The organism is Rhizobium sp. CG4, assembly GCF_023701965.1.
GTDB lineage: Bacteria > Pseudomonadota > Alphaproteobacteria > Rhizobiales > Rhizobiaceae > Agrobacterium.
Window position 1 is genome coordinate 276,409 of record NZ_JABAEG010000009.1, and the last position, 24,144, is coordinate 300,552.

The following is a 24,144-nucleotide window of genomic DNA, read 5'->3' on the forward strand; positions in this document are numbered from 1 at the left end:
GTTTGAAAAAACCGCCCATCCGTTTGGGCGGTTTTGCCGTTAGACATTTTCAGATAACAAGCTTGAACATCTGCAGAGCAACATCGTCGATGTTACTTGCCGCTGGAACATCACTCTCGAGACCGGCAGGCGTTTGTCCGCCCTGTTTCTAGGAATTCATACCCAGCATACTAGTTGCGATTTTCCAAAGCCGGAGAGCGTTGTCTTCGTCTAGCGCATAAGGAGCGACCCCTACGTAAGGCCCGTTCCCTCTCTCTAGAGCAGTGGGCGCTTCTTGGCAGTCGTCGAAGTATTTCCCTGACACACTCGAAACGAGCGGCGACGCTGCTAGCAATACTGTTGTTGACGCACCTTGTTCTGCCGTTTTCCTCAGATACTCGGGCGTGCGAAGACCGCCTGTGTGTTTTTGGAGATTTGTTGCAACTGCTCCAGTGTTCAATGCGTTCGATGTTATTCCGTCTTGTGCCCATTTGTTTGTGATCCCGACTGACATCAAAATGCACGCTGTTTTCGATTGACCGTATGCGAGCAGCGGATCGTACGGGATGAATCGAAAGTCTGGATCGTCCCACAGAACAGGAGAAAACAAGCTTCCGACTGACGCGACAGAAACAACACGTGCGCCATTCGCTTTCGCGAGATAACGGCGGAGCCCGAGCGTAAGAGCAAAGTGACCTAAATAGTTAGTAGCGAATTGCATTTCGCGACCTTGAGGTGTCCGCTGCAGTTCAGGCATAGCCATTACGCCAGCGTTGTTCACGAGCACGTCTAACTTTTCATCCCAGTTAGATACGAATGATCGCACAGACGACAAGTCGGCCAGGTCAAGTTTTGAAACGCGTATAGTACCAGGAGGGCCTTCTGAAGAAATCTCCTCGGCAATCACTTTTGCATCATCCGGTCGGCGAGTGGCGACAGTCACAGCTGCCCCTGCCTGGACGAAAGCCTTTGTTGTGGCCAGTCCTATTCCACTAGCTCCCCCCGTAACGATGATTGTTTTCCCTGACAGATCGATGTTTTCCAACACTTGCTTGGCAGTAGATGTGAAGCAGAAATGATTAAGTTTAGTCATGCCTTTGATCCTATGACAAATCGGCTTGCCTCTAAAGATTCGCGCGTGGCATTCATGAACTAGATGGGCAAAGATTTCGCAGAGGGTGGCTTTGATTGTGGAATACGTCTCGCTGAATTGGGTTCAGAAGATATAGTAGCCGTACCGATAGGCCCAGATCAGCAGCATATCGTCGTCGGAGCTCCGCAATACCTCAACGAGGCCCCAGTCTTGATGAGTCCATCCAATATTCTGCATCATCGGTGCGCCCAACTTCGCATGCCTAGTGGAGGAGTCTAACGGTGGGAGTTTCAACGAAGAGATGAAGTCTTTTCCATCGCTCCTGAAGGAAACATAATCGTTGGTGATTCAAGACTCCTTCTAGCGGCTGCGATAGAGGGCTATGGCTTGGCATTGATCAGCAAGTGGATAGCTAAGGAACACCTGAACAACGGGTCTTTGATGCAGGTTCTCTCTCAATGGACGCCTCCTCGCCCAGTTTTATGTCTTTACTATTCCCGCCACCGGCACATCAGTGCTGGTATGCGTGCGTTTCTGGCGCACCTGCGATCAGTTGATCGAGACTTTAAGTAATTAAATTCTGAAACCACACATTGCCAACATGATAGTGGTCGAAAGACATGCACCACCAAGTTGCCCGACCCACCACACACGATTAGCCAACGACTCCGATGTGCCATGAGCAAGCATCACTACTCGAAGGCCTGAAAACGAGTGGCCGATCAAAAGGAGGATAGCAAGGGCGTAGTGAGGAATGAGCCGCGCGCTCCACCAGTCATGGATGAGTCCATTCGGAGCTCCTGTTGCGAAATCCCAATCAGTTGGAATACCGAAGTACATACGAGCGAGGACGAAAACGGCATTCATGTGCCCAAGGATAAAGATTGATAAGAAAAATCCTGAGGCGACTTGAAACGTCTTGTAGAAATCCAGTTTGTGAGAACTCCATCGCCAAGCTAAAATAAGGCCTGAGACTACTTGGAAGAGCATCGCAGCTACGAGAATAGTTTCACCAATGGGAGACCTGTAAACAGTGCGCCCCATATTCATCACTGTCGTATGAGCTTCTTGACCAAGTAGGGCGAACAGATGGTTCGCGAGATGAAATGCTATGTAGATGAGAACTACGGCGGCCGAGACACCATGCGCCACTCGTAGCCATGGAATCGGACGAGCAGGCGCTACGTTGTTGGAATGACCGTCAGGTGTGGCCCAAAGCCAAAGCAGACCAAGACACCACAATACAACCCAAATTACTTGGTCTGGGATTGGGCTAGAGGCTAAGATTTGGAGAACGCCGACCAGACAATACATCGTCGGACCGACCACCACCGCGTAGGCAAGACGTCTCGCTCGGGTTTCAAAAGCTAAGGATGGGGAGCCCCCGACACCGCGTACTGCAAATGCAAAGCCAATCAGCGGTACAGAAAACATCAGCACTAACATAAAACCCGCGATCAGGCCTGCACCGAGGCTTAACGAACTACCTGGTTCACCGACCGAAATATGAAATATGTCGACGAATCCAGGATAGACCAGGGTGCAGATGACCGGAATCGACGCTCGAAGCATAGAGCGATTACGAAAGCTAGGTGCTTCCACACTGTCTGATACTTTATCAAAGTAACTCAATCTCGTCTCCTTTTTTCACTTCGCGGAGTGCGCTTATGAACTAAGGGAGAATGCCACATGTCTCAGGACTGGTTACCGTATACGTTGGTTTGCCTCAGGTGAGGCTGACCTAGGTAGGAGGACCACGACACGTGGTGCACAAATCAACGTATTCCTAAAGAGAGTGACCAGCCCCCTTTAGGCTTGTGATGTAAGCCGCAAGAGGCGGTCTGAAACGGCCAAAGGAGGAATCCATGTTCAAGAAAATCGTGATCGCCGCTGCGCTGATGGTAGCTGTCGCGGGGTCAGCAAGCGCCCACCGCGAAGGTAAAAACGCGAAAATTACTCCTGTTTTTGACCACGTTATCCCAAACCTTCCTGGGAAAGGTATGCGAGGTTTGCTGGGTGAGTGTGGTCCTGGTGGTTATTCCCCGTCACACACCCACGCGAAGAGCTCTTTCATCTACGCAACTGTCGTGGAAGGCGAAATACGCAGCCAGACAAACGGAGGAGAGGAGAGAGTTTTTAAAGTGGGTGAAAATTTCATCGAGAATGCAGGTGACCATCACGGGTCCAGTGCCAACGGAAGTGATACTAAGCCAGCTAAGCTCATCGCGGTGTTTGTGGTCGACACAGAGACTGAGTTGGCCATTCGAAACAAGTGAACTCCTGAGGCGCGTCATGAATTTGCGCGCCTCATTTTTGCGAAAATGTCATTCGTTACGCATTTTACCTCTGATTTGACGACGAGTGAGAGTAGGATGTACGTCCCCGCTCAGGATGCTGATGTGTTGTATGCGACGGCTACCCCCAAACCGCAGAGCGCTAGAACGATACTTGGCGTGACAGCCTGTTTCCGAAGCCCGTTTATGAGAAGCGTCGATAGTGCAGCGATCATGACGATTGATGCTAGTATCGCGCCGAGGATTCGTGTGTTTGGAAGGATGAGCAAAATTGCGGCGATAAACTCCAACGCTGCTGTCACATAGTGAAATCCGTCAGGATACCCCCAGCGACGGTAGGTCTCGCGTAGATTTCCACGAGCTTGAAAATTGTTGAGCGCGCCGAATAGAAAGAATGCGGCTAGTGCCCAGAACAATAGAATGGCCACGATATCCATAGTAAAACCTCAGTTGATTTTGAGTGATTGTGGATGCTGATCAGGCCATGACTGGATAGTCGGTGTAGCCTTTTTCATTCCCGCCAAAAAACGTTTCCTTCTGCACTTCGTTAAATTGCGCATTTAGTTGCACCCGATGTGCGAAGTCCGGATTAGCGAGTATTGCCGAGCCATAGGATTCCATGTCAGCCAAACCGGCAGCGACGTCTGCGCCAATTAGCTCGCGTGGCCGACCAGGGCGGTTAAGAATAAGGGTCTGATGCCAGATTTTCCGCAGATCCTTCAAAAGTTCTTCATTTCCCCAGTGCATGACATCTAGAAACGCGAGACCCAATTTATCCAATTCGCCGACGAGATAGCGGTAAAGTTCGGGGCCTTCATTACCTTCATCCAAGTCACCGAGTAGCCCTCCTGGTGACACACGAAATCCTGTTCTTTCCCGACCGATTTCGTCGGCAACCGCAGCCGCGACTTCGAGAGCAAAACGTGCTCGGTTTTCAATTCTACCTCCGTATGCGTCAGTGCGTGTGTTTGCATTTGGTGCAAAGAACTGTTGCAGGAGGTAACCGTTTGCACCGTGCACTTCGACCCCGTCTGCGCCCGCTTCAATCGCGCAACGAGCAGCATGGCGAAACTCAGCGATCGTATTCTTTATATCTTGGAGCGTCATTTCGCGTGGTGGTGGAACATCTTTCAAACCGCTCGGGGTATGTAACTGGAGCTTCGGTGCGATTGCTGAGGGTGCTATAGAATGTAGATTTCCTGCAACATTTTCTGGGTGTGACATGCGGCCAACGTGCATGATCTGAATGAACAGACGCCCACCGGCTGCATGTACAGCAGACGTCACCTTGCTCCATCCCAGGACGTGGGCCGCAGTGTAGATTCCAGGAGTGTTGACATTACCTTGGCCAATATCTGACGGCTGGGTTGCTTCGGTGATTATCAAGCCCAAGCTTGCACGCTGTGCATAGTATTTAGCATTCAACGCTGTCGGAGTGCCGTCATCGTTGGCACGGCTGCGTGTCATTGGTGCCATGACGATCCGATTTTTTAGGTTGTAATTACCAGTTTGCACTGGAGTAAAGAGAGTAGACATTGGAGTTCCTCTAATGTGACGAGTTGAAGTTTTTATTTTGAGGTCAAATATTTTGACGTCGAAATAAAATAATCACGGACTTGATCCGTCGTCAATACCTTTGACGTCAAAATATTTGACCTCAAAATAAATTTATGTTTTTGTGCCTTACCAACATCAATCGCGGATTTGTTCGGAAATGGATCAGGTAGACAAAATCATCAACCAATGGCGTGCGGCTCGCCCGGATCTTGACGTCAGTACCATGGGGCCAATCGGTCGCTTGTCTCGATTGACTAAGCATATGCACGTAGCAGCCGAGGATACGTTCGCTGGTTATGGTCTAAACATGGCAGGTTTCGACGTCCTCTCGGCGCTTCGAAGGTCTGGTTCGCCCTATGCGTTAGCAGCTGGCGATCTTCTAACATCAATGATGATCACCGCTGGAACGATGACCAATCGGATTGACCAACTTGAGAAATCAGGATTTGTGAGGAGAAGAGCTGACCCAACTGACGCACGTAAGGCGATAGTATGTCTTACGCCACAGGGTTTAAGGGTCATTGAGCAGGTAATAAACGATCACGTCGCGACACAGCGACAGCTTCTTACGGCCTTAACGGGTGATGAGGTAGCAGCGCTGGATGGCCTCCTTAGAAAACTCACGCAATCGCTTGGTGTTTAGAGCGGTTATGGCGGACAATAGAATTTGATAAACATTGGCTAGACAAGGTCACTCCATCACTTGGCTTGCAAAGCTCTTGAACACATAATCATTTTCGTCGGCCAGTTATATGAGAGCGGGACAAGTCCACGAGAGTAACGCATCCGCACGTAGCATGCACCAATTCCACCTTCGAATTCGACCCACGTCTCCTGTCAAACTTGACATATGAAATGCCCTGCCATTTTGTATTCTTTAGTTAGTTCGTGGAGGTAGATAGGGTGATTGCATCGACGATCTCGGTCGAAGAGATCAAAAAATTAGTAGATGTGATGCCTGGGTTCGGATGGGCCGCTTGGCCAAATGGAGAATTCATTTGTCAAAGCGTATCCATGGAAAGCTACACTGGCTTCCCAAGTTCGAAATACGTCGCCCGCGATCCCGATAGTGGAGAGTTCGCTTGGAGCGAGTTGCTGCACAAAGACGATTATGTCCGTTTGGCGCAAACGTGGCTTGCTGCGGTGGAAAGCCGTGGAACATTCGATGTTGCGCATCGCGTTAGGACCGCAACCGGCGCATTCAGGTGGCTTCGAACGACGGCGCGAGCACAGACAGATGCAAAGGGAGAAATACTATTCTGGCTGGGTACAGCGCTCGATATCGATGATGCGGTGACCGAGATTGAGTCATCTCGCGAACGTGAATTAGCTCTACAAAGCTTCATCGACGCTGTTCCGACACCCATATGGGCAGCGGATCATTTGGGCCGACCTATTTACTTTAATCAGGCATTGCGAGAACAGGTTGGCATCCAGATCGGACACGACGACTCTGAAAAGATGTCTGTAGACGAGATACTATCTCTAGTTATTCATCCTGACGACCTTCAGTCGGTTGCAGAGGCGCTAAAATCGACCTTCGCCGGAGGACAACGCTTTAAAAAGAAATATCGACAGGTGCGAGCTGGAGGAGGGTTCCGTTGGACGAAAGGCGAAGTCAATGCTTTGCCAGATAATGACGGAATTATTAGACGCTGGTTAGGAGTAGCTCAAGATATTGACGACGAGGTGCGCGCCCAAGCTGCGATTTTAGAGCGCGAAGCGAGATTGGCGTTGATAATTGAAACGATGCCGGGGCTATTGTGGGTTTCATCTCCCGATGGTCAGCCTACTTATTTTAGTCGTCAGTTAGAGGAGTGGTCCGGCATATCCGTAGATCAAATCCAGCATGGCGATGTAGACACGCTTCACTCGATCATAGAGGCGACGATACATCCCGCCGATAAGGCAGATGTAGAAACGACCATACGGCAGAGTTTTGCATCCGGTGAGCCATGGTTTAGGAGGTTTCGGCAGCGTCGGTTCGACGGTACGTGGCGTTGGCTGGAAGCTCGCATGGAGCCACTAAGGGACGATGCGGGTAAAATAATCCAGTGGTACGGACTTCAGGTTGATATCGAGAATGAATTTCGAGCGCAGGAATCCCTACGCCTTTCTCAAGATAAATTAGCGCGTGCCTCACGATATGCTGGTATGGCTGAGCTATCTGCGTCCATCGCCCATGAACTCAGCCAGCCACTAGCAGCTGTAATGATGAGTGCAGACGCCTGCAGGCGTTGGTTGGAAATGTCACCTCCAAATATTGAGCGAGCCATACACAGCGCCGACTGTGTTGTCAGAGATGCAAACATGTCCTCAGAAGTAGTGCGGCGAATAAGGGCGCTTTTTCAACATAAGTCTGAGGAGCGCACTTCGACTGACATCAATATGCTAGTCGACGGTGTAAAAGAGCTGATGCTAGAGGAATTGACATTAGCAAGAACCCGACTTGAATTGGAGCTAAGTCCTTCTCTTCCATTGATATCGGTAGATAGCATCCAAATTCAACAGGTTCTTGTAAACCTAATACACAACTCGGTTGAGGCAATGTCTGATTTAGATAGTTCTGAGCGGGTAATAACTGTGAAGACGACCGCTTCAGATGCGGGTATCGGAGTTGAGGTAATAGATACCGGTGGTGGCATTGAAGACATTGACCGAATTTTTATGCCCTTCTTCACAACGAAGGAGAATGGAATGGGTATGGGACTATCGATTTGCGAGTCGATAATCAGCTCCCATGGAGGCAAAATATGGGCTGAGAACACAGGTAGCGGTGCTCGCATTCGTTTCTCACTCAACGACCCGATGCTTTCGGATGCCGCTATGCCGCTCCGAGAAGCTGACGAAGTTCAAATTTCCGTCTGACCAAATCCTTGACGGAATTTTTTTCGAATACCGCAGCGAATGCCACTGAAGCCTCTGCCAGAAGAGGTGTGCCACCGCAGGCTGGTCTGATAGGGCAGCCTTTGCACTCATTGAGCTCCTTAAGCCGCTTGCCCAGCCCGATATAAAGCTCAACAGCTCGAAGTTTGGCTGCGTAGGAATACATGAACTACCTCCTGGTGGTCCAAGTTTTCGTCCGCATTCCTGTCCTGTGCTACCGGGTTAGTTCTCAGGGGCAATGAACATCCTCGATATTCCAAGCGGGCCTTTTTCTATGGATTTAATCGGCCTAATACCAAGATCTCCCAAGGCGTCATCCCTAACTGGTGGAGACAGAGTATGGCGCGTGGAGCAAAGGCCCATTATGACAGTATCAAGGCGTTTTCTGAGGCTGACTTCACCGAAGACTTTGCGCAAGTTTTTGGCACCTATCCGCCAGTATAGGTGGATTAACTCCACAGGCCCGATAGCAAGTCCAATTCGACCGACATAAAATACAATACACTAGAGTAATGCTACGTCGAAAGGCCGTTGGCGCGACCCGCCACTATCGTCATCCTATACTATGGAACAGGTTGCCATCGTGGACCTCGCTTTTCATGCCGACCAGATGTTCGACAAAGGGCACCGAGAGCAGCAACTTCAGCTGATCAAGGAAAATGGGGGGCAGGTAGCGCGGTTGAAACTCCTTGGACAAATGGCGAGTTCCTTCCTTTTGGGTAAGGGATTAGTCGATATTCGCCGTGACGCGTCCAGATCTAGTTTTCGGATAACTCTTCCCAGCTTATTAATGCATTTAAAAGAGTCCACGCCATCTCATCATTCATTAGCCTGCAACGTCGTTGACGAGAATATTTTCGGGTCGACGAATTGCCAACAAGGATAGGGATTGCCCCGTGCCAACGAAAATCGAACAAGATGACAGTCCACAAAAGGTTTACATTATCGACGATGAGTCAAATCTTCGTACTTCGTTGCTCAATTTTTTCGACTCCGTTCAGATAGACGCGGTTGGCTTTGGAAGCGCAGAAGAGTTCCTAGTGACCGCGGAACAGGGCAGCGCAGGCTGTATCCTTCTGGATATCCAAATGCCGGACATGACCGGACTCGAACTCCAAAAAGAGCTCACTCGACGAAATAATCCGATGCCGATCATCTTCATCACTGGGAACGCAAATGTTTCAATCAGCGTATCCGCGATGAAGGCGGGAGCATTCGACTTTTTGTTAAAGCCTTTTAACTCTCAAGCTGTAGTGGCATCGATAAATCGCGCAATGGAGTTTGATAGAATTGCTAGGGTCAAGAAGGCGGAGGAGAATAAGATAAGGCAGCGATTTTGCCGACTGACACCGCGCGAGATGGAGGTCTGGGAATTTGTTTCCCAAGGTCTGATGAACAAACAGATTGCGTTTGAAATGAGCATTAGCGAGATCATGGTGAAGTTACATCGTGGCCGCATGATGAAAAAGATGAATGCAAAGTCGGTAGTCGATGTGGTTCGGATGTTTGACCGCCTAGCAACCAGGGGCGGCAAAGTAACCAGCCTACATTCTTAGCCTAAGGAACTGGGGGAGCCTGGATATTCATTTCCAGCCGTCTCCATTCGCTCGGTGGAAGGCCTTCAAAACTACGAAAGAGGCGGCAAAAGTGAGCGTGATCGCACAAGCCACATTGCAGAGCGATTTCCGACAGCGGGTAACTTGTGTTCGTCATAAGGCGTTTCGCTTTTGCTATCCTTTCCGCAATGACGAAGCGGTAGGGCGATACCCCGAATGTGATGATGAAGGCCCGTGCGAAATGCCCGACGCTAAGTCTCGTCTGCGACGCAAGCTCGCTGACCTTTAGATGTTTGCCGACATTTTCAGTAATGTATGACCGCACACGTCGGCACTGCCACTCAGTAAGTCCACTTCTGACATGGCTAAATCTATCTACCTGACTTCGCTTTCTAGATGACAGATTTCCTTCACGAACATTAACGGCCAAATATTCCAAGCTCATGATTTTCACCTGACTTTGCTGTGTGCTTTACCGGCACTGATAGGTGCATAGAAAATGCTACCTCGCAGATGACTTTGGAATGTATTCAAACGTCTTGATAGACTATCCCTTGGTATAGGTTTTTCGGGTGAGACCTCAATCAACAGCAATTCTAGGGTCCGCAATTCTCTGCGTAATTTCGACCACCGTCGCCACCATGACGTAAAATGCACCCAGGAGCAAAGCGATGCCGAGTATCGCTGGAACGTCTGAATAGGCGAGCGCTTGTACCATATAGAAGCCCAGTCCTGGCCATCCAAAAATGCGTTCCACGATGAGCATATTTCCAAACAAAAGTCTGACCTGTAGTCCGCCCATCGTAAGAGCCCCATTGGCTGCATTTCGCAGGCCGTGTCGTAGGATAACGACGACCATAGATAGCCCTTTGCCCCTTGCAGTCCTTATGTAGCCTTGCCGCAATACGTCAAGAAGTGAGCTGGATAGAACCTGGCCTACGGCTACGGTGATCGGAATAGCAAGTGCAATGGCTGGTAATATGAGGTGACGAAGTGCATCGACGTATCGAGGCAAATCACCGGATAAGAGAGTATCGATTAGATAAAAGCCAGTAGGGCCGGTGTAACCCCTTACGCTCAGCCGCCCCGACCCTGGCAGCCAGTCCAGTTTAAACCAAATAAAATATACGAGCAGTAAACTCGTGAGGACCACTGGTGCCGCCCCAAGGCCAACGAATGTTACGCGAAGTAGACGCACTGAAGGATATGTCGCCTGTAGTACGGCCAATCCAATGGCAGAAAGTACACCAATTGACATTGCGACAAACGCTAACTCCAGTGTCGCAGGCAAATACTTTAAGATATCGGCCAACACAGGCTGACGTGTTCGAACGGACGTTCCAAAATCGCCGTGCGCTACTCCTACGAGAAATTTGATGTACCGCGAACCAATCGGTTCTTCGAGCCCAAGTTTCATCCGGAGCGCTTCAATCGTGGCCGTTGGTGCAGCCGGACCGGCGATCAAGCGAGCGGGATCAGCGGGTATTACGCTCTGCAGAACGAAGACGATGAACGTCATGGCAAGAAGTGCAATAAGCCCATTGAAGAGTTTTCGGACTAAATATGCCAACTCCCTATCGTCCCTTGAGCATGTGGCGAATACCATCGCCCAATAGGTTGGCGGAGAGACATATAAAGAAAATTGCGACCGCCGGTAGGATCGGCAACCACCAGAATGTGGCCAAACTATCGAGTGATCTGGAAACGAGCGCTCCTAGTTCGGGCGCGGGATTCGGCTCGCCGAGGCCTAGAAATGACATGAGGGATAGCGTCATTACTACATTGGATACATCCACGCCTGCTGCAACGATCAAGGACGGAATGACCCCTGGCACGCTATACCTAAATAAGAGCCGCGCTTTGGTCGCGCCAGCCACTCTAGCTCCTGCGTAATGAGGTGAAGCATGTATGCGCCTAAGTTCATCTCGAGCGATCCACGTGTACCAAGGCCACCAGCACATCGTTATGGCCAACACCGTGTGCTCGATTCCGGGTCCCAAAACTGCCGCAAAAGCGATAGCAAAAAGCATTGACGGCACTATGAAGAAGATGTCGGTGACCCTTTGGAGGATGATATCGATCCATCCGCCAAAGAACCCTGAAACAAGCCCAATCGTTGATCCAAGCACGAAGCTCACTGCCACGATTATTAAACTTGGAATCCAAGTGTATCTGACGCCAAGAACAACACGCGAGAAGAGATCTCTACCAATCTCGTCAGTACCGAACAAGTGCACAGTTGACGGAGGAAGCAGAGCTTGAGCGACACGCAGTTGCGGGTCGAATGGTGTAAACAAATCCGGTAGCAGCGCAACCACTGTGACAAGCAGCAACCCAAAGAGGCCGACGGCACCAAAACCGTCAATTCGTTTCCGTGCCGGTAGTTTCCTGGTGGGATCAGTATTTTTAGCAGGTCTATTTCTCGCTGCTCTTAACATTGCGCAGTAACTTGAAGAGGTGAGATGGAGTATTCGGGATACGGCTCTGCCATGTCGATCAAAGAGTGCAACTTGCCGCCTCGTAGCGCGTACACTCTATCCGCGGCCATCCTAGCTGCGGCAAGGTCATGGGTCGCTATAATAATTGCCGTGCCGTACGAACGGCGTATGCGTCCAATGAGACTTAGGATTGAGGCAGCGAGTGGAGTATCCAGCGCACTGATTGGCTCATCACAAAGAAGGAGTTGAGGCGAAACTGCAAGTGCCCTGGCAATCACCGCGCGCTGGCATTGTCCGACGGAAAGTTCTGATGGTAAAGCGTCATAAAGGGATCCCTCGAGCTCAACAAAATCGAGCATTTCCATAAGGCGGCGGTTCCGAGCCGCAACGTCGATCCTCTTGGATCTCAATCCTTCCACGATCTGTTCTCCAATCGGAACCCAGGGGTTCAGGAAGGATTTGGGGTCTTGGAAGACAACTTGTGGACTAGATTGACCTTTCCAAGCAACCGTTCCCGAATCCTGTCGAAGCATTCCCGCCGCAATTTTGAGGAACGTTGATTTTCCTGCTCCGCTGTCTCCTATTAGTGCCACGCACTCACCAACACTTACGGACATATCGATCGCATTCAGCACGTGTACAGACTTCGATCCGAATAGACCGGTTGAATGAAACGCTTTTGAGACGCAACGCATCTCCAAAATGGCGTCATCAGCACCGCATAATGAACGCGTCACAGTTATTTTTTTTTCGACGACGCTTGAAACGGGGACGCCGGTAGTATCATTTTTGACTTTGCTCAGTAGCAGGAGAGGGTCCGGCCGCCCCATTTCTCCTTCGCTTTGGGGGGCGGGTAGTTCGCCCGCGTAATGGTTGAGATAGGGAGAAAGCCCTTTCGCAATCGGTCCGTATTCGACGATGCGCCGATTGTCCATTAACGCAATAATGTCTGCTGTTTTCGCAACGACATGGTCATGTGTATTCAGAACAACGGCCACACCTTCGTCCGCTAGTGCCCGGAGAAGCTCAATAACCCTAACCTTGTTTTCAGGATCTAGGCCTGTCGTGGGTTCGTCTGCCACAACCACTGCTACCTTCGCTGCGGTAGCCATTGCTATAAGCACCCGCTGTCTCTCTCCACCCGAAATCTGATGTGGGAAACTCTTAAGGACACGTTCAACATCAATTATGCCCGCCCACTCAAGTCTATTCTTCGCGACAAGTTCATCGCAGGTTTCAGTCATCTGGCGTCGTAAGGTCATAGTGGGGTTGAGGGCGTCTAACGGATCTTGAGAGATAACCCTCACAAGTCTCTGTCGTGCAAACCTAAGATGTTTGTTTCCTGCACCAACGATTTCATTTTTATTGATCAGAATTGACCCGGTAACGTTAGGTGCGCTGGTGTCTGGCAACAATCCTTGAATGGCGTGTGCGAGAGTCGATTTACCCGATCCACTCCTTCCTATCACGGCGGTAATCTCCCCGGCACGTGCATAAAAATTCAGGTCTTCCAGTATGGTGTGGCGCTGACCGCCTCTGGACATCGAAACACGTAAATTACGTATCTCGAGCGTAGGCGAGGGAATAGCATCACTTCCTTCCGTTACACTCTCACTCATCTTCGAATGCTTCCGAAGTCTATGTTGCCAGGCGGGTATACCGGTCTTACGCCTAGGTCATGAATTTGGTCGGTATGCACGACGATGTCCTGAACCTCGACAAGAGGGATTGCTATCCCTGCGTCAAATATTAACTGGCCCGCCCGTTCGTAAAGAGCGTTCCTCGTTGATCCGGCTGCAAGTTCCCCGGCCTCACTAATGAGTTGATCTGCTTCGTCTATGTAGCGCCCAAAGAAGTTGACTGGTGCATTTTTGGTGAAGAAAGCCTTCGCTTGGTTTTCTGGATCCGCTGCATCCGGACCAGCTATTGTTAGAAGGAGGTCGGGCTGTACTGTTGCATCCTTCAAATTGAACGCAGCGCCCGGTGGTAGAGAATAGGCGGTTGCCTTAACGCCTATCGACGCCAACTGAGTAATTAATAAGTTTGACACAAGCTGGTATCCCGTCGCAGCACTATGGAGCCCGATAACAAGGTTGACTGGTCCCTTGCGCGTGATGATCTCCTTCGCACGGTCAATGTTGGTCGGGAAAATAATCGGTGCGTTGGGATTCATCACGACGTTTGGATAAATGGATTTCGCAACGGTAGCATATTGGCCAAATGCATCTTGTGACCAGATAGCGGGGTTTACCGCGGTCAAAATGGCATCTCTGATCTCGGAGTCTTCAAGTGGCGAGCCTGGCTTCGCAAATAGCGTATAGAGGCTTACACTCATCGTCGACGTTATCGTAAGGCCGTCGGGCAAACCAGGAAGTTGAGCGATGGGGTAGCCGGTGGGGACAGCGTCGATATCCCCTGAGCGCAATTGTAGGAGTTGCTGACTTATGTCGGGAATAACCGGAATTTGAACCTCCTCAAAAAACGCTTTCCTTCCCCAGTAGTTGTTGTTCCTCTTTAGAACATATCTGTCCCCGCGACTGAACTCCGCGAGTGCGTACGGGCCAGTTCCATCGGCGTGTTCGTTGAGCCAATTGCTGGCCCGGTCGCTTGCATCATGTCTAGCAAGAGCTCTTGGGCTGATCACTTTTGGCCCCCAAGGGCTGGCTAGACTATCCAGAAATGATGGTTGCGCGCGCTTGAGAACCACCTTCAAGGTCAGTGGGCTTGTCGCTTCTATCTTAGCGACGTTTGCCAAGAAGTACGAGAGCGCGAGACCTCCATCGCGTCGGCGCTCGAAAGATGTTGCCACGTCGTCAGCTGTCATTGCCGACCCGTCATGGAATTTTACACCTTCCACCAAATCAAAAACGTACTCGAGTCCGTCTCCTGATATTCGCCAAGACTTGGCCAGCCTTCCGACAATGGTCACTGTCCCAGGCTGATACTCAACTAAACCTTCATAAACGTTATTGATCGCGCTCATCGCTCCAATTTCGAAACCGTTATCAGGGTCGAATGTAGCGATATCAGTAAGTTGTGGCACACGCAGCACATCCTGCGACATCGCTGGATGGACTAGAAGCGACATAGCAAAAAAACTGACAAGAAAACGAGCAGTTGCGAACGCCAACTTACGTAAAGCCATTAATATCATCCTGAGCTCAATTCCGCTGCGCACTAACGAACCGAGCGCATTCTCGATACAATTTAGCATCCACAGCTGCGCAGAATACAGTTCAGCCGCATCAATGAGCTTGAACAAATCGCACCAAAAATTCTATCTCAGAGGCACGAGGATTGCCTGAATTTCAAAGGTTTTGCGTTCATAGCGCCGTCGATATACCAGAGCAGCGGCATTGATCGATTTTGGCAGGGTTTCAAAAAAGCTAGTCCCTTGTTACAGATTTCCGGCTGGTGAATTTTGCCGCAAACTACTGTACGAGGATACATCATGGAGGAAGCTGACGCGCGACCCTCGGAACTACCAATCGTGGCGCTAGTCGACGATGACGCTCACGTGCGACAAGCGATGGAGAATTTACTCTGTTCTGTCGGAATAGCTACTGTGTCATTTTCGTCTGCGCGAGAAGTTATCGAAGCCACACTGCCGGATCGACCTGGCTGCTTTGTTTTGGATGTTCGCATGCCCGGCCTGAGTGGCTTGGATTTGCGTGATTATCTTTTAAAGCAGGGAAATCACACTCCGATCATTTTTTTGACGGCCCATGGTGACATTGCCATGAGTGTTGAGGCAATGAAATCTGGCGCGTTCGACTTTCTTACCAAGCCAGTTCGTGACCAAACTTTCTTGGACGCAGTTTCTCGGGCTATCAACGCTGACTCAGCTAGACGGGCATCCGAGGTGAATGCCCAAAAACATGTCACACTTTATGAAACTCTCACTCCACGTGAACGACAAGTTTTCCGGTTCGCCGTCGAAGGGCGTCTCAACAAACAAATTGGATTTGAGCTGGGGATTTCAGAAGTCACAGTGAAGCTTCATCGAAGCAATATGATGAAAAAGATGCAGGTTATCACTTTCAATCAACTGTTTAATGCTTGGCAGTCTCTACCCTCGCATATACGCGAAATGATTGAGTGAAGAACAATCTGTAGTTGACACCTGTACTATGAGATAGGTTTCGAGCAGAGTTTGCAGGGTATAGCCTAATCTTAATCACTAGTTGATCCGCTATCTTAGCCCGGTGCGTCCTCGCATCATTCCTGGAAGGCATGATGGATTTCCAAACCTCTCAGCAGCGTCGGTTGTTTGCTATCTCAGCTAGTGCAGTTGGCGTTGGAGCCGCAATCATACTGAATGAGCCAGTCGGTCTTTTGGTCGCAGTGGCATTTGCCACAATTTGCTTCGGTTGGAGGTGGGGCGCAGCAACTGCGTTTGGGATGAGTATCGCAGCCGCTGCTCTTCTATGGGCAGAGGGTGTTTTGGCTACAGCGAATGTTGGTGGATGGATGGCTTACGCCATTACCACGTTTGGAATTTGGGCTGTAATATCGTCATATCGTTCGATTTCATTTTACGATCAAGTTTACAAAACGGTGCGGCCGACCCTAGAGGACATTCCTGGTCTAGGGTGGTCGGCCTACCCAGACGGACGAATGCGGTTTGTCAACCCTGCTGCCACAGAATTTGTCGGGATCACGCCAGAAGAAATGAAGCAGCGTATGGAAGGCACCAATACCGCATGGTGGGAGCCATTTATCCATCCAGATGACCGAGCGAGAAGTATCGCATTGTGGCACAACAGCCTGAAAACAGGTGAGCCCCTGATCGATGAGCAACGAGTCAGGCGTTTCGACGGCACATACAGATGGTTTCGTGACACTGCGATTGCTTCGCGAGACGAAAATGGCGAAATCACCGCCTGGTATGGATCAACGGTGGATATAACCGATAAAAAAGACGCTGAGGCGGCGTTGAAGGCGAGTGAACAGCAATTACGTGAGTTAACAGATACCGTTCCGGCTCTTATTTGGCGTGCATACCCTGATGGCAAGACCGCGTATGTAAACAAGCAACTGGTCGATTGGTTCGGTGTATCAAAAGAGCAACTGGAGAGAGACGGGTTAGATAATCTTCTCATGGTTGCTGTCCATCCTGACGAGCAGCGCGAGGTACAGGAGACCGTGAATCGGCGCTTCTCTGCACGCAAGTCCTTTCGTCTGAAGTATCGGAACAGACGCGCAGATGGGGCATACCGGTGGACGAACGTCACTGTTCAACCCCTATTGGATAGGGAAGGGGACATAGTCCAATGGTACGGAGTCTTACTCGACATTAATGACGAGATCGAGGCTTTGAATGCATTGCGACGAAGCGAGACGGAAACACGATTAATCGTCGACACCGTGCCATCTCTTATTTGGCTGATGTCGGGGGACGGTTTCGTTTATTACTTTAATGAGCGCATGGTCGAGTGGACGGGTATCGAACCAAAAGAGGATCTGACAAAACAGTCAGGTACGCGCCCGACATATGCAGAACTGATCCACCCAGATGACAACAAGCGTATTTCCGCAGAGTTCAAGAATGCATTCGAACATGGTACTGCCCTCCATACAAAAGGTAGGCTCCTCAGAAAAGATGGACAGTTTCGCTGGTTAGACACGCGCGTCGAACCTCTGAGAGATGAGGCAGGTGCCATAATCCGTTGGTACGGCGTTTCTATTGATATCGAAGATGAAGTGCGAGCCCAGACTGCACTGCGGGAAAGCGAACGCTATCTCCAAAATTTGATTGATAGTGTGCCCGTTGGGATTGTCCTTTCTGACGACGAAGGACATCCGGTTTATGTGAACAAGAGACTGGTTGACAACAATGGGCTCGTTGCGTTTCACCAAACCGAGGGCGCACGGACTAAAATGAACTTAGCAACGAACGACCTTGTCCATCCTGATGATAAAGAGGCCGTCGAAAGAAGTTGGGCTACTGCTCGCCAGAAAGGTAAGGCATACGCTATGCGCTATCGACAGCGCAGAGTAGACGGCGTCTATCGTTGGATCGAAGACCGTAGTGAGCCTTTCTTGGACGATGATGGCAAGGTGCTTCAGTGGTACGGAGTAAATCTGGACATCGACGATGAAGTGAAAGCTCGTGAGGCACTTCGAATTGCCGACGACCGATTGGCTAGGGCCTCAAGGACAGTAAGTCTCTCTGAACTTTCAGTCTCTATAGCCCACGATCTAAATCAGCCCCTGCAGGGCGTCGTATCGAATGTCAGGGCTTTTAAGAACTGGTTGAATGCCAAACCACCAAATTTTGAGCGTGCGATACGTACCGCAGAATGGATCGTCCGAGATGCGGAGGTTGCTGCGGAAGTAGTCAACCGAATTCGCACAATTTTTTCTCAATCTGCGTATAGACGCGATCCCGTCTCGCTTAGATCAGTAATCGAGTACGTGAAGAGTTCCCTTGCGGATAGCTTAATCGCAGGAAAAATTAAGTTGAATATCATACTTGATGGAAATCTTCCCGACGCTCTGGCCGACCGAATGCAGATTGAGCAAGTTGTCTTAAATCTGCTGAAGAACAGTATTGAGGCTTTCGAAGGAACCAAAATTCGCGCACCATCCATTGAAATTCGGGCCAATAATTTGGTGGGAGAGATACTGAAAGTGTCTGTTCGTGACAACGGACCTGGCTTTGCGGCTCCAGAAAAGGCATTTGACGCTTTCTATACAACAAAAGTCGAAGGACATGGTATCGGGCTTGCGATCTGCCGGTCTATAATCGAAGCTCACGGTGGCCAACTAAGCGCTGCCAACCGTGGCAAGAGTGGAGCGGTCGTTAGTTTTACGCTTCCCATAGACGGGGGGCAGACAAAGCGCTCTTTCGATGGTGAAATGATCGTACGTACGACATCCGTAAAGAATGATCGGCAGTGATCGAGCCGGTGAAAGTTAAGCTATGGGAAAGATGCTACTCTCAGCTGTGCTATGTTGACCGGTAGCTATCCGCCAACATCGTCGCAGGTGACTTCGATAAACTTTAGATGGGCCGAAACGGGTGTAGGTGTTGGACGTATTGTGAACCATCTTTGTTGACGATAACGTGGAAAGCTTACAGATTAATTCTTTTATGACCACGAAGTAAGACAACCACAAACCTGCCGTTATTAGGATTCCAGCCTCATACTAACCAACAAGCGAGCGAGGACTTTTAGCCTTCTGCTTATGCCTCGCACATCCGAAATCCCTCGTTGAAAAGTGATGCATTTCAAATGTCAGGCTCCTGTGCAGCGCATGTCGCTATCATCGAAGACGACATCAACCTACGCAACTCGATCAAGGATTTCCTGGACACAGCAGGGATTTCCAGTGAGTTATTTAGTTCAGCAGACGTCTTCCTGCTAAGCGAACGGTATAGATTTGTAGGGTGCATTTTGGCCGACGTCAGGATGCCGGGAACCTCGGGTATAGAAATGCTCGGCTTGCTTAAATCCTACCCAAATTGTCCGCCGATCCTGATCATGACATCGTACGCTGACAAGCAGATGCAGGCCAATGCCTTCAAATTAGGTGCGGCGGGGTTTCTACCCAAGCCAATTGATACCCACCTTCTTCTGCAACTGATCCAAAAGGTCGTAGGTAGGGGTAGTGATGTGCCAGTATGAATGCTGATCGCTTTTGATCAGTTTGGCGGCACGGATCCGAGCATTCTTTAATTGAGATGTGTTCTCAGGAGCGTGGCTACGATGTGCTGTTGAAACTGGGTGCCATATATCGGCGCGTGGCCGGGCAATTTGCCAAAATGCATTCAGGTTAATCGCCAACAACGTTTAAGGTGTTTGCTGGACACTTCACTTGTGTGACCTTCGGCCCTGCCACCGCGCAGCACTTAACAACAACTCTGCGAATGCTTCATTGCTGACGCCGTCAGCACGATTAACGAGATCGACTAAGGGATCTTGGATAAGATCCATGACGGTTATTTCGAGGCAAGTTGACGTACTGTGTCCACTCTCTTTCCCAGAGTTTTCGCGTCGCTCGCTGTCTTCGACGCGACAACCAGTAACAGAAAGTGGGCACGCGGGAGATGTATCGAGTACAGATGATTGCGGTTGGGATGTCTGAGAGACCGTCATTTCTTTCTCCCGTTACTACAGGCAGCAACATCGATTTCTTACCGATAATGCGGTTCAGGAACACACTAAGTGGCGATGTAGTGCTGAACTAGCATACGTAGGTGTACCCTGGTCTTTATGTGTGTTTGGGATGGTTATCCTCGATGAATTTGACGGCTGAAAGTGCGGCATCCACTGATCAATTTCAGTCATCGACAATTGAGAGAGGAAGACATTGTGTTTCAACCTAACCTACCAGCTAGGTTGGCGACGCTCTTTGCGGACTATATACTTTGTCCAAGGAAACGCATTGGTTGCGTTTTATAGTTTGCAATTCAGAAGGCTATGCAGGTGGAGTTCCTTACGCTCGCCGTTGGCACGGGCGACGACCGCATTTTCAGACTCGAGTTCTGACGTCGTCGAAAATTCCTATGCCGATCGTAGGGACCAGCCGAGGGAAAAGGAGTGCGATACCTATACCGGGGGCATGCCACGTTTGAACACAGAATACAAACCTAGATTTTTCATCAAATTTTTTCAAAACAATGTTCGTAATCGCAGTCGATCGGTGTGGGCTGTCTTACATTTTCGATAGTTGGATTCAGCGTGGATATCGGTTTTCAATCCCTGATTTCCGCGAAAGCGAATGAACGGGGGAGTGATTTTCATGAATGTAAGCGCGTTTGCAGAAGAGAACGTTGACCCAACCAGTCTAAGCGAAGTGAGCAGAAGGTTAGAGGAGCTTCAGGTTAGCGAGGCCCGCTACCGTACACTTTTCAACAATGTGCCCGCTGCGGTGCTGCAGGTCGATGCTAGCGAGGTTGAGGAGACTTTCTCCAACCTAAAACGCAGTGGCGTGGACGACATTGATGCTTTCCTTTTGGGAAACCCCCATCTTGTCGAGATGGCTAACAATTCGGTAGTTGTAAGAGAAGTAAATGATGTAGCGCTAAAGCTTTTTGGAGCAACGGAATCCTCACAGCTACTTGCGCCTGTTGCCTACGTTTTTGCAGGAACACCCGAAGCATCATCAAACGTCATGTCCGCGCATTTTCGTGGTCGTCCAAATCACTACCAAAAGCTCAAAATCAGAACGTTCGACGGACGTATTGTTGACGCTGCTCTCATGGTGTCTTTCCCACAAGACGCCTCAAACTTTGACACGTCGGTACTAATGATTATCGACATGACTGAGCAAGTTCGTATCGAGAGAGAGCTCCGAAAGATGGAATCTGAGTTCGCACATTTCTCAAAATTATCGATTCTTGGTGAGTTCTCCGGCGCGATTGTTCATGAGGTAAGGCAACCGCTGTCCGTCGTTGCGAATGATGCCGCTACTGCTGCGCGCTGGCTTTCGCGGAGCGATCCAAACCTCCCCAAGGTCCGAGAGCTTGTTGACAGAATTGAAGAAAGCGTTAGTCGCGCCAATGACGTCGTCAAGCGGGTTCAGGAAATGGCAAGCAAGACCATGTCCGAGAGACAGCACTGCGACGTTAATCGCCTAGTGGCAGGTGCCCTAACATTCGTGAAGAAGGAGGCAACCCGCCGGTCTGTGAAGCTTACAAGTGTCCTGGCGGCGGCGTGTGCGAATGTTGAGGCTGACCCGGTCCAGATACAACAGGTGGTGGTCAACCTCGTGATCAACGCGATGCAGGCGATTGAGCGATCGGATAATCAGGCGGGCTTCATTCGGGTTTCGACCCGGTATGATAATGGTCGGGTTTTCATAGAAGTGCTTGATAGTGGTCCTGGCATACCGGACGGCCTTGCGGTGGAGATATTTGAGAGTTTCTTTACGACCCGCAAGGAGGGGATGGGCATGGGACTTTCGATATGTCGTTCCATTTTGCAAAGCCACGGCGGAGCAATCTCCGTCACGAACGTTGCTGGTGGGGGAGCAGTATTTGAGGCCTGGCTGCCTGTCGCTACCGCCTGAAAAAGAACAGGCGAGTTCCTTCAGTCGGTCTGAATATTAGGGAGAGATGAGATGTTGAATGGTTCAGAAATGCACGACATGGTTCCGCTGATCACAATCGTCGATGATGAAGAACCAATTCGCAGATCACTTGTTGATCTGTTCGGATCCTTCGATATGCATGCAGTGGCTTTCGATGGTGCTATCGAGTTTTTTGCTGGTTTTAACCCTGAACGTCCTGGCTGTATACTTCTCGATGTCAACATGCCTGACCTTAGTGGACTAGAACTTCAACACAGACTGTTCGAAATGGGGTGCAGCCATCCCGTTATGTTTATAACAGGGTTTGAAGATGTAAAAATCTCGGTGGATGCGATGAAAGCCGGAGCGACAGATTTTTTCCTGAAGCCCTTTGACAGTGACATTATGATCGCTGCAGCCATCAAGGCAATCGATCTCTATGGGGAGCGAAGGACCGATCGACTAAATCTCAAACTGGCAAATCGCTGCTTCGAAAAACTGACGCCACGTGAGAGGCAAGTCCTAAAATACGTCACGGATGGTCTGCTAAACAAACAAATCGCGTGGGAACTTAGGATCAGTGAAATAATGGTAAAGTTGCATCGCGGTAGAATGATGAAAAAGATGGAATGCCGTACGTTAAGTGAATTAGTACGACGTTATGATCTATTAGGTGCCGCCGATCCGACTGTTTTGAACCAACATAACTGAAAGGGACGCGGTCGATAGCCACGTCGCGCACCGGTCGTTATTTATCGTGGTGCTGGAAATAGCGTCGCTAGAACTAGCTACGAATGTTGTCAGGTGTATCTCTAAACCGACCAGTCACAATTTTCTTTTATATTGTCAGACTGAGAACAACACAATTGATTGGTCAGTCAATTTAGTAGGTAGCCCAGCTCGTCCTAGTGAAAAGAAGAGCGGGGTCGACCTGGGGGATGGACGACCCCGCTTTGGGTTGCTGTTCGCATGAGATGGCTTGCGAGGGGGATGGCCTAATCTCAGTATGTAGAGGCGGTCTACATAGTGTCGAACTGCAAGGACTAAGATACACTAAGCTGTAAAGTGATCTATATAGACCGGTGTATACCTAATGATCTGGCATGACTGAATTTGAAGACAAAAGGGGTGCCGTTCGCGAAAGCGCTCATGGTTTCTTAGAAGTCTAGTCAGCAATCGGCCTATGAGCGCAACACATCCTAATTTTTCACGCTGGAGCGACCTGCTACTAGAGTTGTTCACCTCAGTGCTGCAAGCTTGCTTCATTTATTTTGCCAATCTACGCATGAGCTTTACGCCATGGGTGGCCATCTCTGGTGAAGGCAGCGGTGCGGCCTAACGCTTAGGTCGGCTTCCATCGGGCAAAATTTAATCACGCCTTAACTCCACCGTTACTCAATGTCGTCTCGGAGTTCGATAGACACACGTCCGTATACTCCCTCAATAACAGTGGGAAGTATAAGATTGCCGGGTTATCAAGTGGGGGTGAACCATGGAGTTGATGATCGCATCTGAGCAACAAAATGGTGACCGATCTCGGAGACCGAACGATAAGAAGGCTCACCGCGAATCTGTCGGTCCCGCGTTCTTTGCAAGTCGAAGTGTCTCTGACATCCGACATTGCTCCGCAGAGGACCTGAAGCAATTAGGTTCAATTCCGTTTCCGTTTGCCTATTGCAACCGAACCGATCGCTACGAAGCTAAGGTTTGGGACGATGTAATTTGGCAGGTCGCCAATGCAATAAGCCGATGTGGCATCGTTTCGATAGTCGGTGAGCACCCGTTGAAGTCTGAGCTAGAAACCCTTCGAATACTTTTCCACGATTGCACAGGTAAATTTGTCGAATCGTTTCAAAACGATACGGCGTCGACCACGAGTATAAGTGAGCAAGAAAACCGTGCGAAGTGTGAACGCGAGCGTGTGATAATTGCTGTTGGGTCTGTACGTACTGGAGACGTGTCTGGAGACTTTGAAAAATGCACTACGCTGTTCTTAAGTGAACACTTAGTTCCTCCTATGTTCGAAGGCGCAGGACCCAAGTTCATTTTACCTCTGACTGCTGGAGGCTGGAGAATTTCGCATATTGCCTTTCGCCGTCTGCTGGATATCGAGCGTGGACTGTATGATGAGAGGGAGTTCGACCATCACCAGGATTGCGTTAAGACTTTTGCGCGGCCGCTTTGCGAAATTGTGTGCGAGCTCTTGAGGAAGATAAAACTCATGAGTGATCATAGTCAAAAACATGGATAAGGTGCAGTGTAAGTCGGTCAATACTCACGAAGAGAGATATCCTTACGTAACAGGAAAAATTGGACGTTAAACT

Annotated in this window: 19 protein-coding genes and 2 pseudogenes; 12 read left to right on the plus strand and 9 right to left on the minus strand. The window is 49.8% G+C overall.

Annotated elements, in window-relative coordinates; translation table 11 throughout:
* Nucleotides 1–148: 148 nt before the first annotated feature.
* Entirely contained in the window at nt 149–1,072 is a 924-nt protein-coding gene (locus HGO37_RS22595; protein ID WP_250985325.1) for an SDR family NAD(P)-dependent oxidoreductase, read from the minus strand.
* 291 nt (nt 1,073–1,363) lie between these two features.
* Between HGO37_RS22595 and HGO37_RS26565 the strand changes: the two are divergent.
* Nucleotides 1,364–1,645, plus strand: a pseudogene (locus HGO37_RS26565) (LysR substrate-binding domain-containing protein); the annotation flags it as partial.
* On the opposite strand, the gene HGO37_RS22600 reads toward HGO37_RS26565, so the two are convergent.
* Nucleotides 1,646–2,704 (minus strand): hypothetical protein, encoded by a 1,059-nt coding sequence (locus HGO37_RS22600; protein WP_250985326.1) that lies wholly within the window; start codon nt 2,702–2,704, stop codon nt 1,646–1,648. It abuts the pseudogene before it with no gap.
* A 233-nt stretch (nt 2,705–2,937) separates the two neighbouring features.
* Between HGO37_RS22600 and HGO37_RS22605 the strand changes: the two genes are divergently transcribed.
* Nucleotides 2,938–3,348, plus strand: a complete 411-nt coding sequence (locus HGO37_RS22605) for a cupin domain-containing protein (protein ID WP_250985327.1) — start codon at nt 2,938–2,940, stop codon at nt 3,346–3,348.
* 110 nt (nt 3,349–3,458) lie between these two features.
* Here the strand turns inward: HGO37_RS22605 and HGO37_RS22610 are convergent, their stop codons facing one another.
* Both HGO37_RS22610 and HGO37_RS22615 read right to left on the minus strand, forming a co-directional pair.
* On the minus strand, nt 3,459–3,803 hold the full coding sequence (locus HGO37_RS22610) for a DoxX family protein (protein WP_250985328.1): 345 nt from the start codon (nt 3,801–3,803) through the stop codon (nt 3,459–3,461).
* Between the two features lie 40 nt (nt 3,804–3,843).
* Nucleotides 3,844–4,902 (minus strand): alkene reductase, encoded by a 1,059-nt coding sequence (locus HGO37_RS22615; RefSeq protein ID WP_250985329.1) that lies wholly within the window; start codon nt 4,900–4,902, stop codon nt 3,844–3,846.
* Nucleotides 4,903–5,068: 166 nt separating this feature from the next.
* On the opposite strand from HGO37_RS22615, the gene HGO37_RS22620 reads away from it, so the two are divergent.
* From HGO37_RS22620 to HGO37_RS22635, 4 genes and pseudogenes are all read left to right on the plus strand, one after another.
* On the plus strand, nt 5,069–5,566 hold the full coding sequence (locus HGO37_RS22620; RefSeq protein ID WP_250985361.1) for a MarR family winged helix-turn-helix transcriptional regulator: 498 nt from the start codon (nt 5,069–5,071) through the stop codon (nt 5,564–5,566).
* Between the two features lie 260 nt (nt 5,567–5,826).
* Nucleotides 5,827–7,791: a PAS domain-containing sensor histidine kinase gene (locus HGO37_RS22625; protein ID WP_250985330.1), complete on the plus strand. Its 1,965-nt coding sequence runs from the start codon at nt 5,827–5,829 to the stop codon at nt 7,789–7,791.
* Nucleotides 7,792–8,044: 253 nt separating this feature from the next.
* Nucleotides 8,045–8,229: pseudogene (locus HGO37_RS22630) on the plus strand (alpha/beta fold hydrolase); the annotation flags it as partial.
* A 476-nt stretch (nt 8,230–8,705) separates the two neighbouring features.
* Nucleotides 8,706–9,365 carry a response regulator transcription factor gene (locus tag HGO37_RS22635; protein WP_250985331.1) on the plus strand — a complete coding sequence of 220 codons (660 nt, stop codon included), beginning with the start codon at nt 8,706–8,708 and terminating at the stop codon, nt 9,363–9,365.
* A gap of 1 nt (nt 9,366) precedes the next feature.
* Here HGO37_RS22635 and HGO37_RS26570 read toward each other — a convergent pair whose 3' ends face one another.
* The 5 genes from HGO37_RS26570 to HGO37_RS22650 form a co-directional block, all read right to left on the minus strand.
* Nucleotides 9,367–9,810, minus strand: a complete 444-nt coding sequence (locus HGO37_RS26570; protein ID WP_352230596.1) for a helix-turn-helix domain-containing protein — start codon at nt 9,808–9,810, stop codon at nt 9,367–9,369.
* Between the two features lie 135 nt (nt 9,811–9,945).
* Nucleotides 9,946–10,935 carry an ABC transporter permease gene (locus tag HGO37_RS22640; RefSeq protein WP_250985332.1) on the minus strand — a complete coding sequence of 330 codons (990 nt, stop codon included), beginning with the start codon at nt 10,933–10,935 and terminating at the stop codon, nt 9,946–9,948.
* Between the two features lie 4 nt (nt 10,936–10,939).
* On the minus strand, nt 10,940–11,803 hold the full coding sequence (locus HGO37_RS26575) for an ABC transporter permease (RefSeq protein WP_352230597.1): 864 nt from the start codon (nt 11,801–11,803) through the stop codon (nt 10,940–10,942).
* Nucleotides 11,797–13,422, minus strand: a complete 1,626-nt coding sequence (locus HGO37_RS22645; protein ID WP_250985333.1) for an ABC transporter ATP-binding protein — start codon at nt 13,420–13,422, stop codon at nt 11,797–11,799. Before HGO37_RS22645 ends, HGO37_RS26575 begins: the two co-directional genes overlap by 7 nt.
* Nucleotides 13,419–14,948 carry an ABC transporter substrate-binding protein gene (locus HGO37_RS22650; protein ID WP_250985334.1) on the minus strand — a complete coding sequence of 510 codons (1,530 nt, stop codon included), beginning with the start codon at nt 14,946–14,948 and terminating at the stop codon, nt 13,419–13,421. Before HGO37_RS22650 ends, HGO37_RS22645 begins: the two co-directional genes overlap by 4 nt.
* A 306-nt stretch (nt 14,949–15,254) precedes the next feature.
* Between HGO37_RS22650 and HGO37_RS22655 the strand changes: the two genes are divergently transcribed.
* The 6 genes from HGO37_RS22655 to HGO37_RS22680 all read left to right on the plus strand — a co-directional run bounded on the left by HGO37_RS22655 (nt 15,255) and on the right by HGO37_RS22680 (nt 24,071).
* Complete coding sequence (locus tag HGO37_RS22655; RefSeq protein WP_250985335.1) at nt 15,255–15,905, plus strand: response regulator transcription factor; 651 nt, start codon at nt 15,255–15,257, stop codon at nt 15,903–15,905.
* Between the two features lie 134 nt (nt 15,906–16,039).
* Nucleotides 16,040–18,706, plus strand: a complete 2,667-nt coding sequence (locus HGO37_RS22660; RefSeq protein ID WP_250985336.1) for a PAS domain-containing protein — start codon at nt 16,040–16,042, stop codon at nt 18,704–18,706.
* 314 nt (nt 18,707–19,020) lie between these two features.
* Nucleotides 19,021–19,434, plus strand: a complete 414-nt coding sequence (locus tag HGO37_RS22665) for a response regulator transcription factor (protein ID WP_250985337.1) — start codon at nt 19,021–19,023, stop codon at nt 19,432–19,434.
* A gap of 1,117 nt (nt 19,435–20,551) precedes the next feature.
* Nucleotides 20,552–21,820, plus strand: a complete 1,269-nt coding sequence (locus tag HGO37_RS22670; RefSeq protein WP_250985338.1) for a sensor histidine kinase — start codon at nt 20,552–20,554, stop codon at nt 21,818–21,820.
* A gap of 51 nt (nt 21,821–21,871) precedes the next feature.
* The gene (locus tag HGO37_RS22675; RefSeq protein ID WP_250985339.1) at nt 21,872–22,531 is read left to right on the plus strand and encodes a response regulator transcription factor; all 660 of its coding nucleotides are present in this window, start codon (nt 21,872–21,874) and stop codon (nt 22,529–22,531) included.
* 781 nt (nt 22,532–23,312) lie between these two features.
* Nucleotides 23,313–24,071 carry a hypothetical protein gene (locus tag HGO37_RS22680; RefSeq protein ID WP_250985340.1) on the plus strand — a complete coding sequence of 253 codons (759 nt, stop codon included), beginning with the start codon at nt 23,313–23,315 and terminating at the stop codon, nt 24,069–24,071.
* Nucleotides 24,072–24,144 lie beyond the last annotated feature (73 nt).

What these genes read in the sequence shown, in the direction of transcription:
- HGO37_RS26575 (WP_352230597.1), bottom strand. Translation starts at nt 11,803, where the DNA reads ATGTTAAGAGCAGCGAGAAATAGACCTGCTAAAAATACTGATCCCACC.
- HGO37_RS22680 (WP_250985340.1), top strand. Translation starts at nt 23,313, where the DNA reads ATGGAGTTGATGATCGCATCTGAGCAACAAAATGGTGACCGATCTCGG.
- HGO37_RS22675 (WP_250985339.1), top strand. Translation starts at nt 21,872, where the DNA reads ATGTTGAATGGTTCAGAAATGCACGACATGGTTCCGCTGATCACAATC.
- HGO37_RS26570 (WP_352230596.1), bottom strand. Translation starts at nt 9,810, where the DNA reads ATGAGCTTGGAATATTTGGCCGTTAATGTTCGTGAAGGAAATCTGTCA.
- HGO37_RS22615 (WP_250985329.1), bottom strand. Translation starts at nt 4,902, where the DNA reads ATGTCTACTCTCTTTACTCCAGTGCAAACTGGTAATTACAACCTAAAA.
- HGO37_RS22645 (WP_250985333.1), bottom strand. Translation starts at nt 13,422, where the DNA reads ATGAGTGAGAGTGTAACGGAAGGAAGTGATGCTATTCCCTCGCCTACG.
- HGO37_RS22670 (WP_250985338.1), top strand. Translation starts at nt 20,552, where the DNA reads ATGAATGTAAGCGCGTTTGCAGAAGAGAACGTTGACCCAACCAGTCTA.
- HGO37_RS22660 (WP_250985336.1), top strand. Translation starts at nt 16,040, where the DNA reads ATGGATTTCCAAACCTCTCAGCAGCGTCGGTTGTTTGCTATCTCAGCT.
- HGO37_RS22595 (WP_250985325.1), bottom strand. Translation starts at nt 1,072, where the DNA reads ATGACTAAACTTAATCATTTCTGCTTCACATCTACTGCCAAGCAAGTG.
- HGO37_RS22610 (WP_250985328.1), bottom strand. Translation starts at nt 3,803, where the DNA reads ATGGATATCGTGGCCATTCTATTGTTCTGGGCACTAGCCGCATTCTTT.
- HGO37_RS22650 (WP_250985334.1), bottom strand. Translation starts at nt 14,948, where the DNA reads ATGGCTTTACGTAAGTTGGCGTTCGCAACTGCTCGTTTTCTTGTCAGT.
- HGO37_RS22655 (WP_250985335.1), top strand. Translation starts at nt 15,255, where the DNA reads ATGGAGGAAGCTGACGCGCGACCCTCGGAACTACCAATCGTGGCGCTA.
- HGO37_RS22605 (WP_250985327.1), top strand. Translation starts at nt 2,938, where the DNA reads ATGTTCAAGAAAATCGTGATCGCCGCTGCGCTGATGGTAGCTGTCGCG.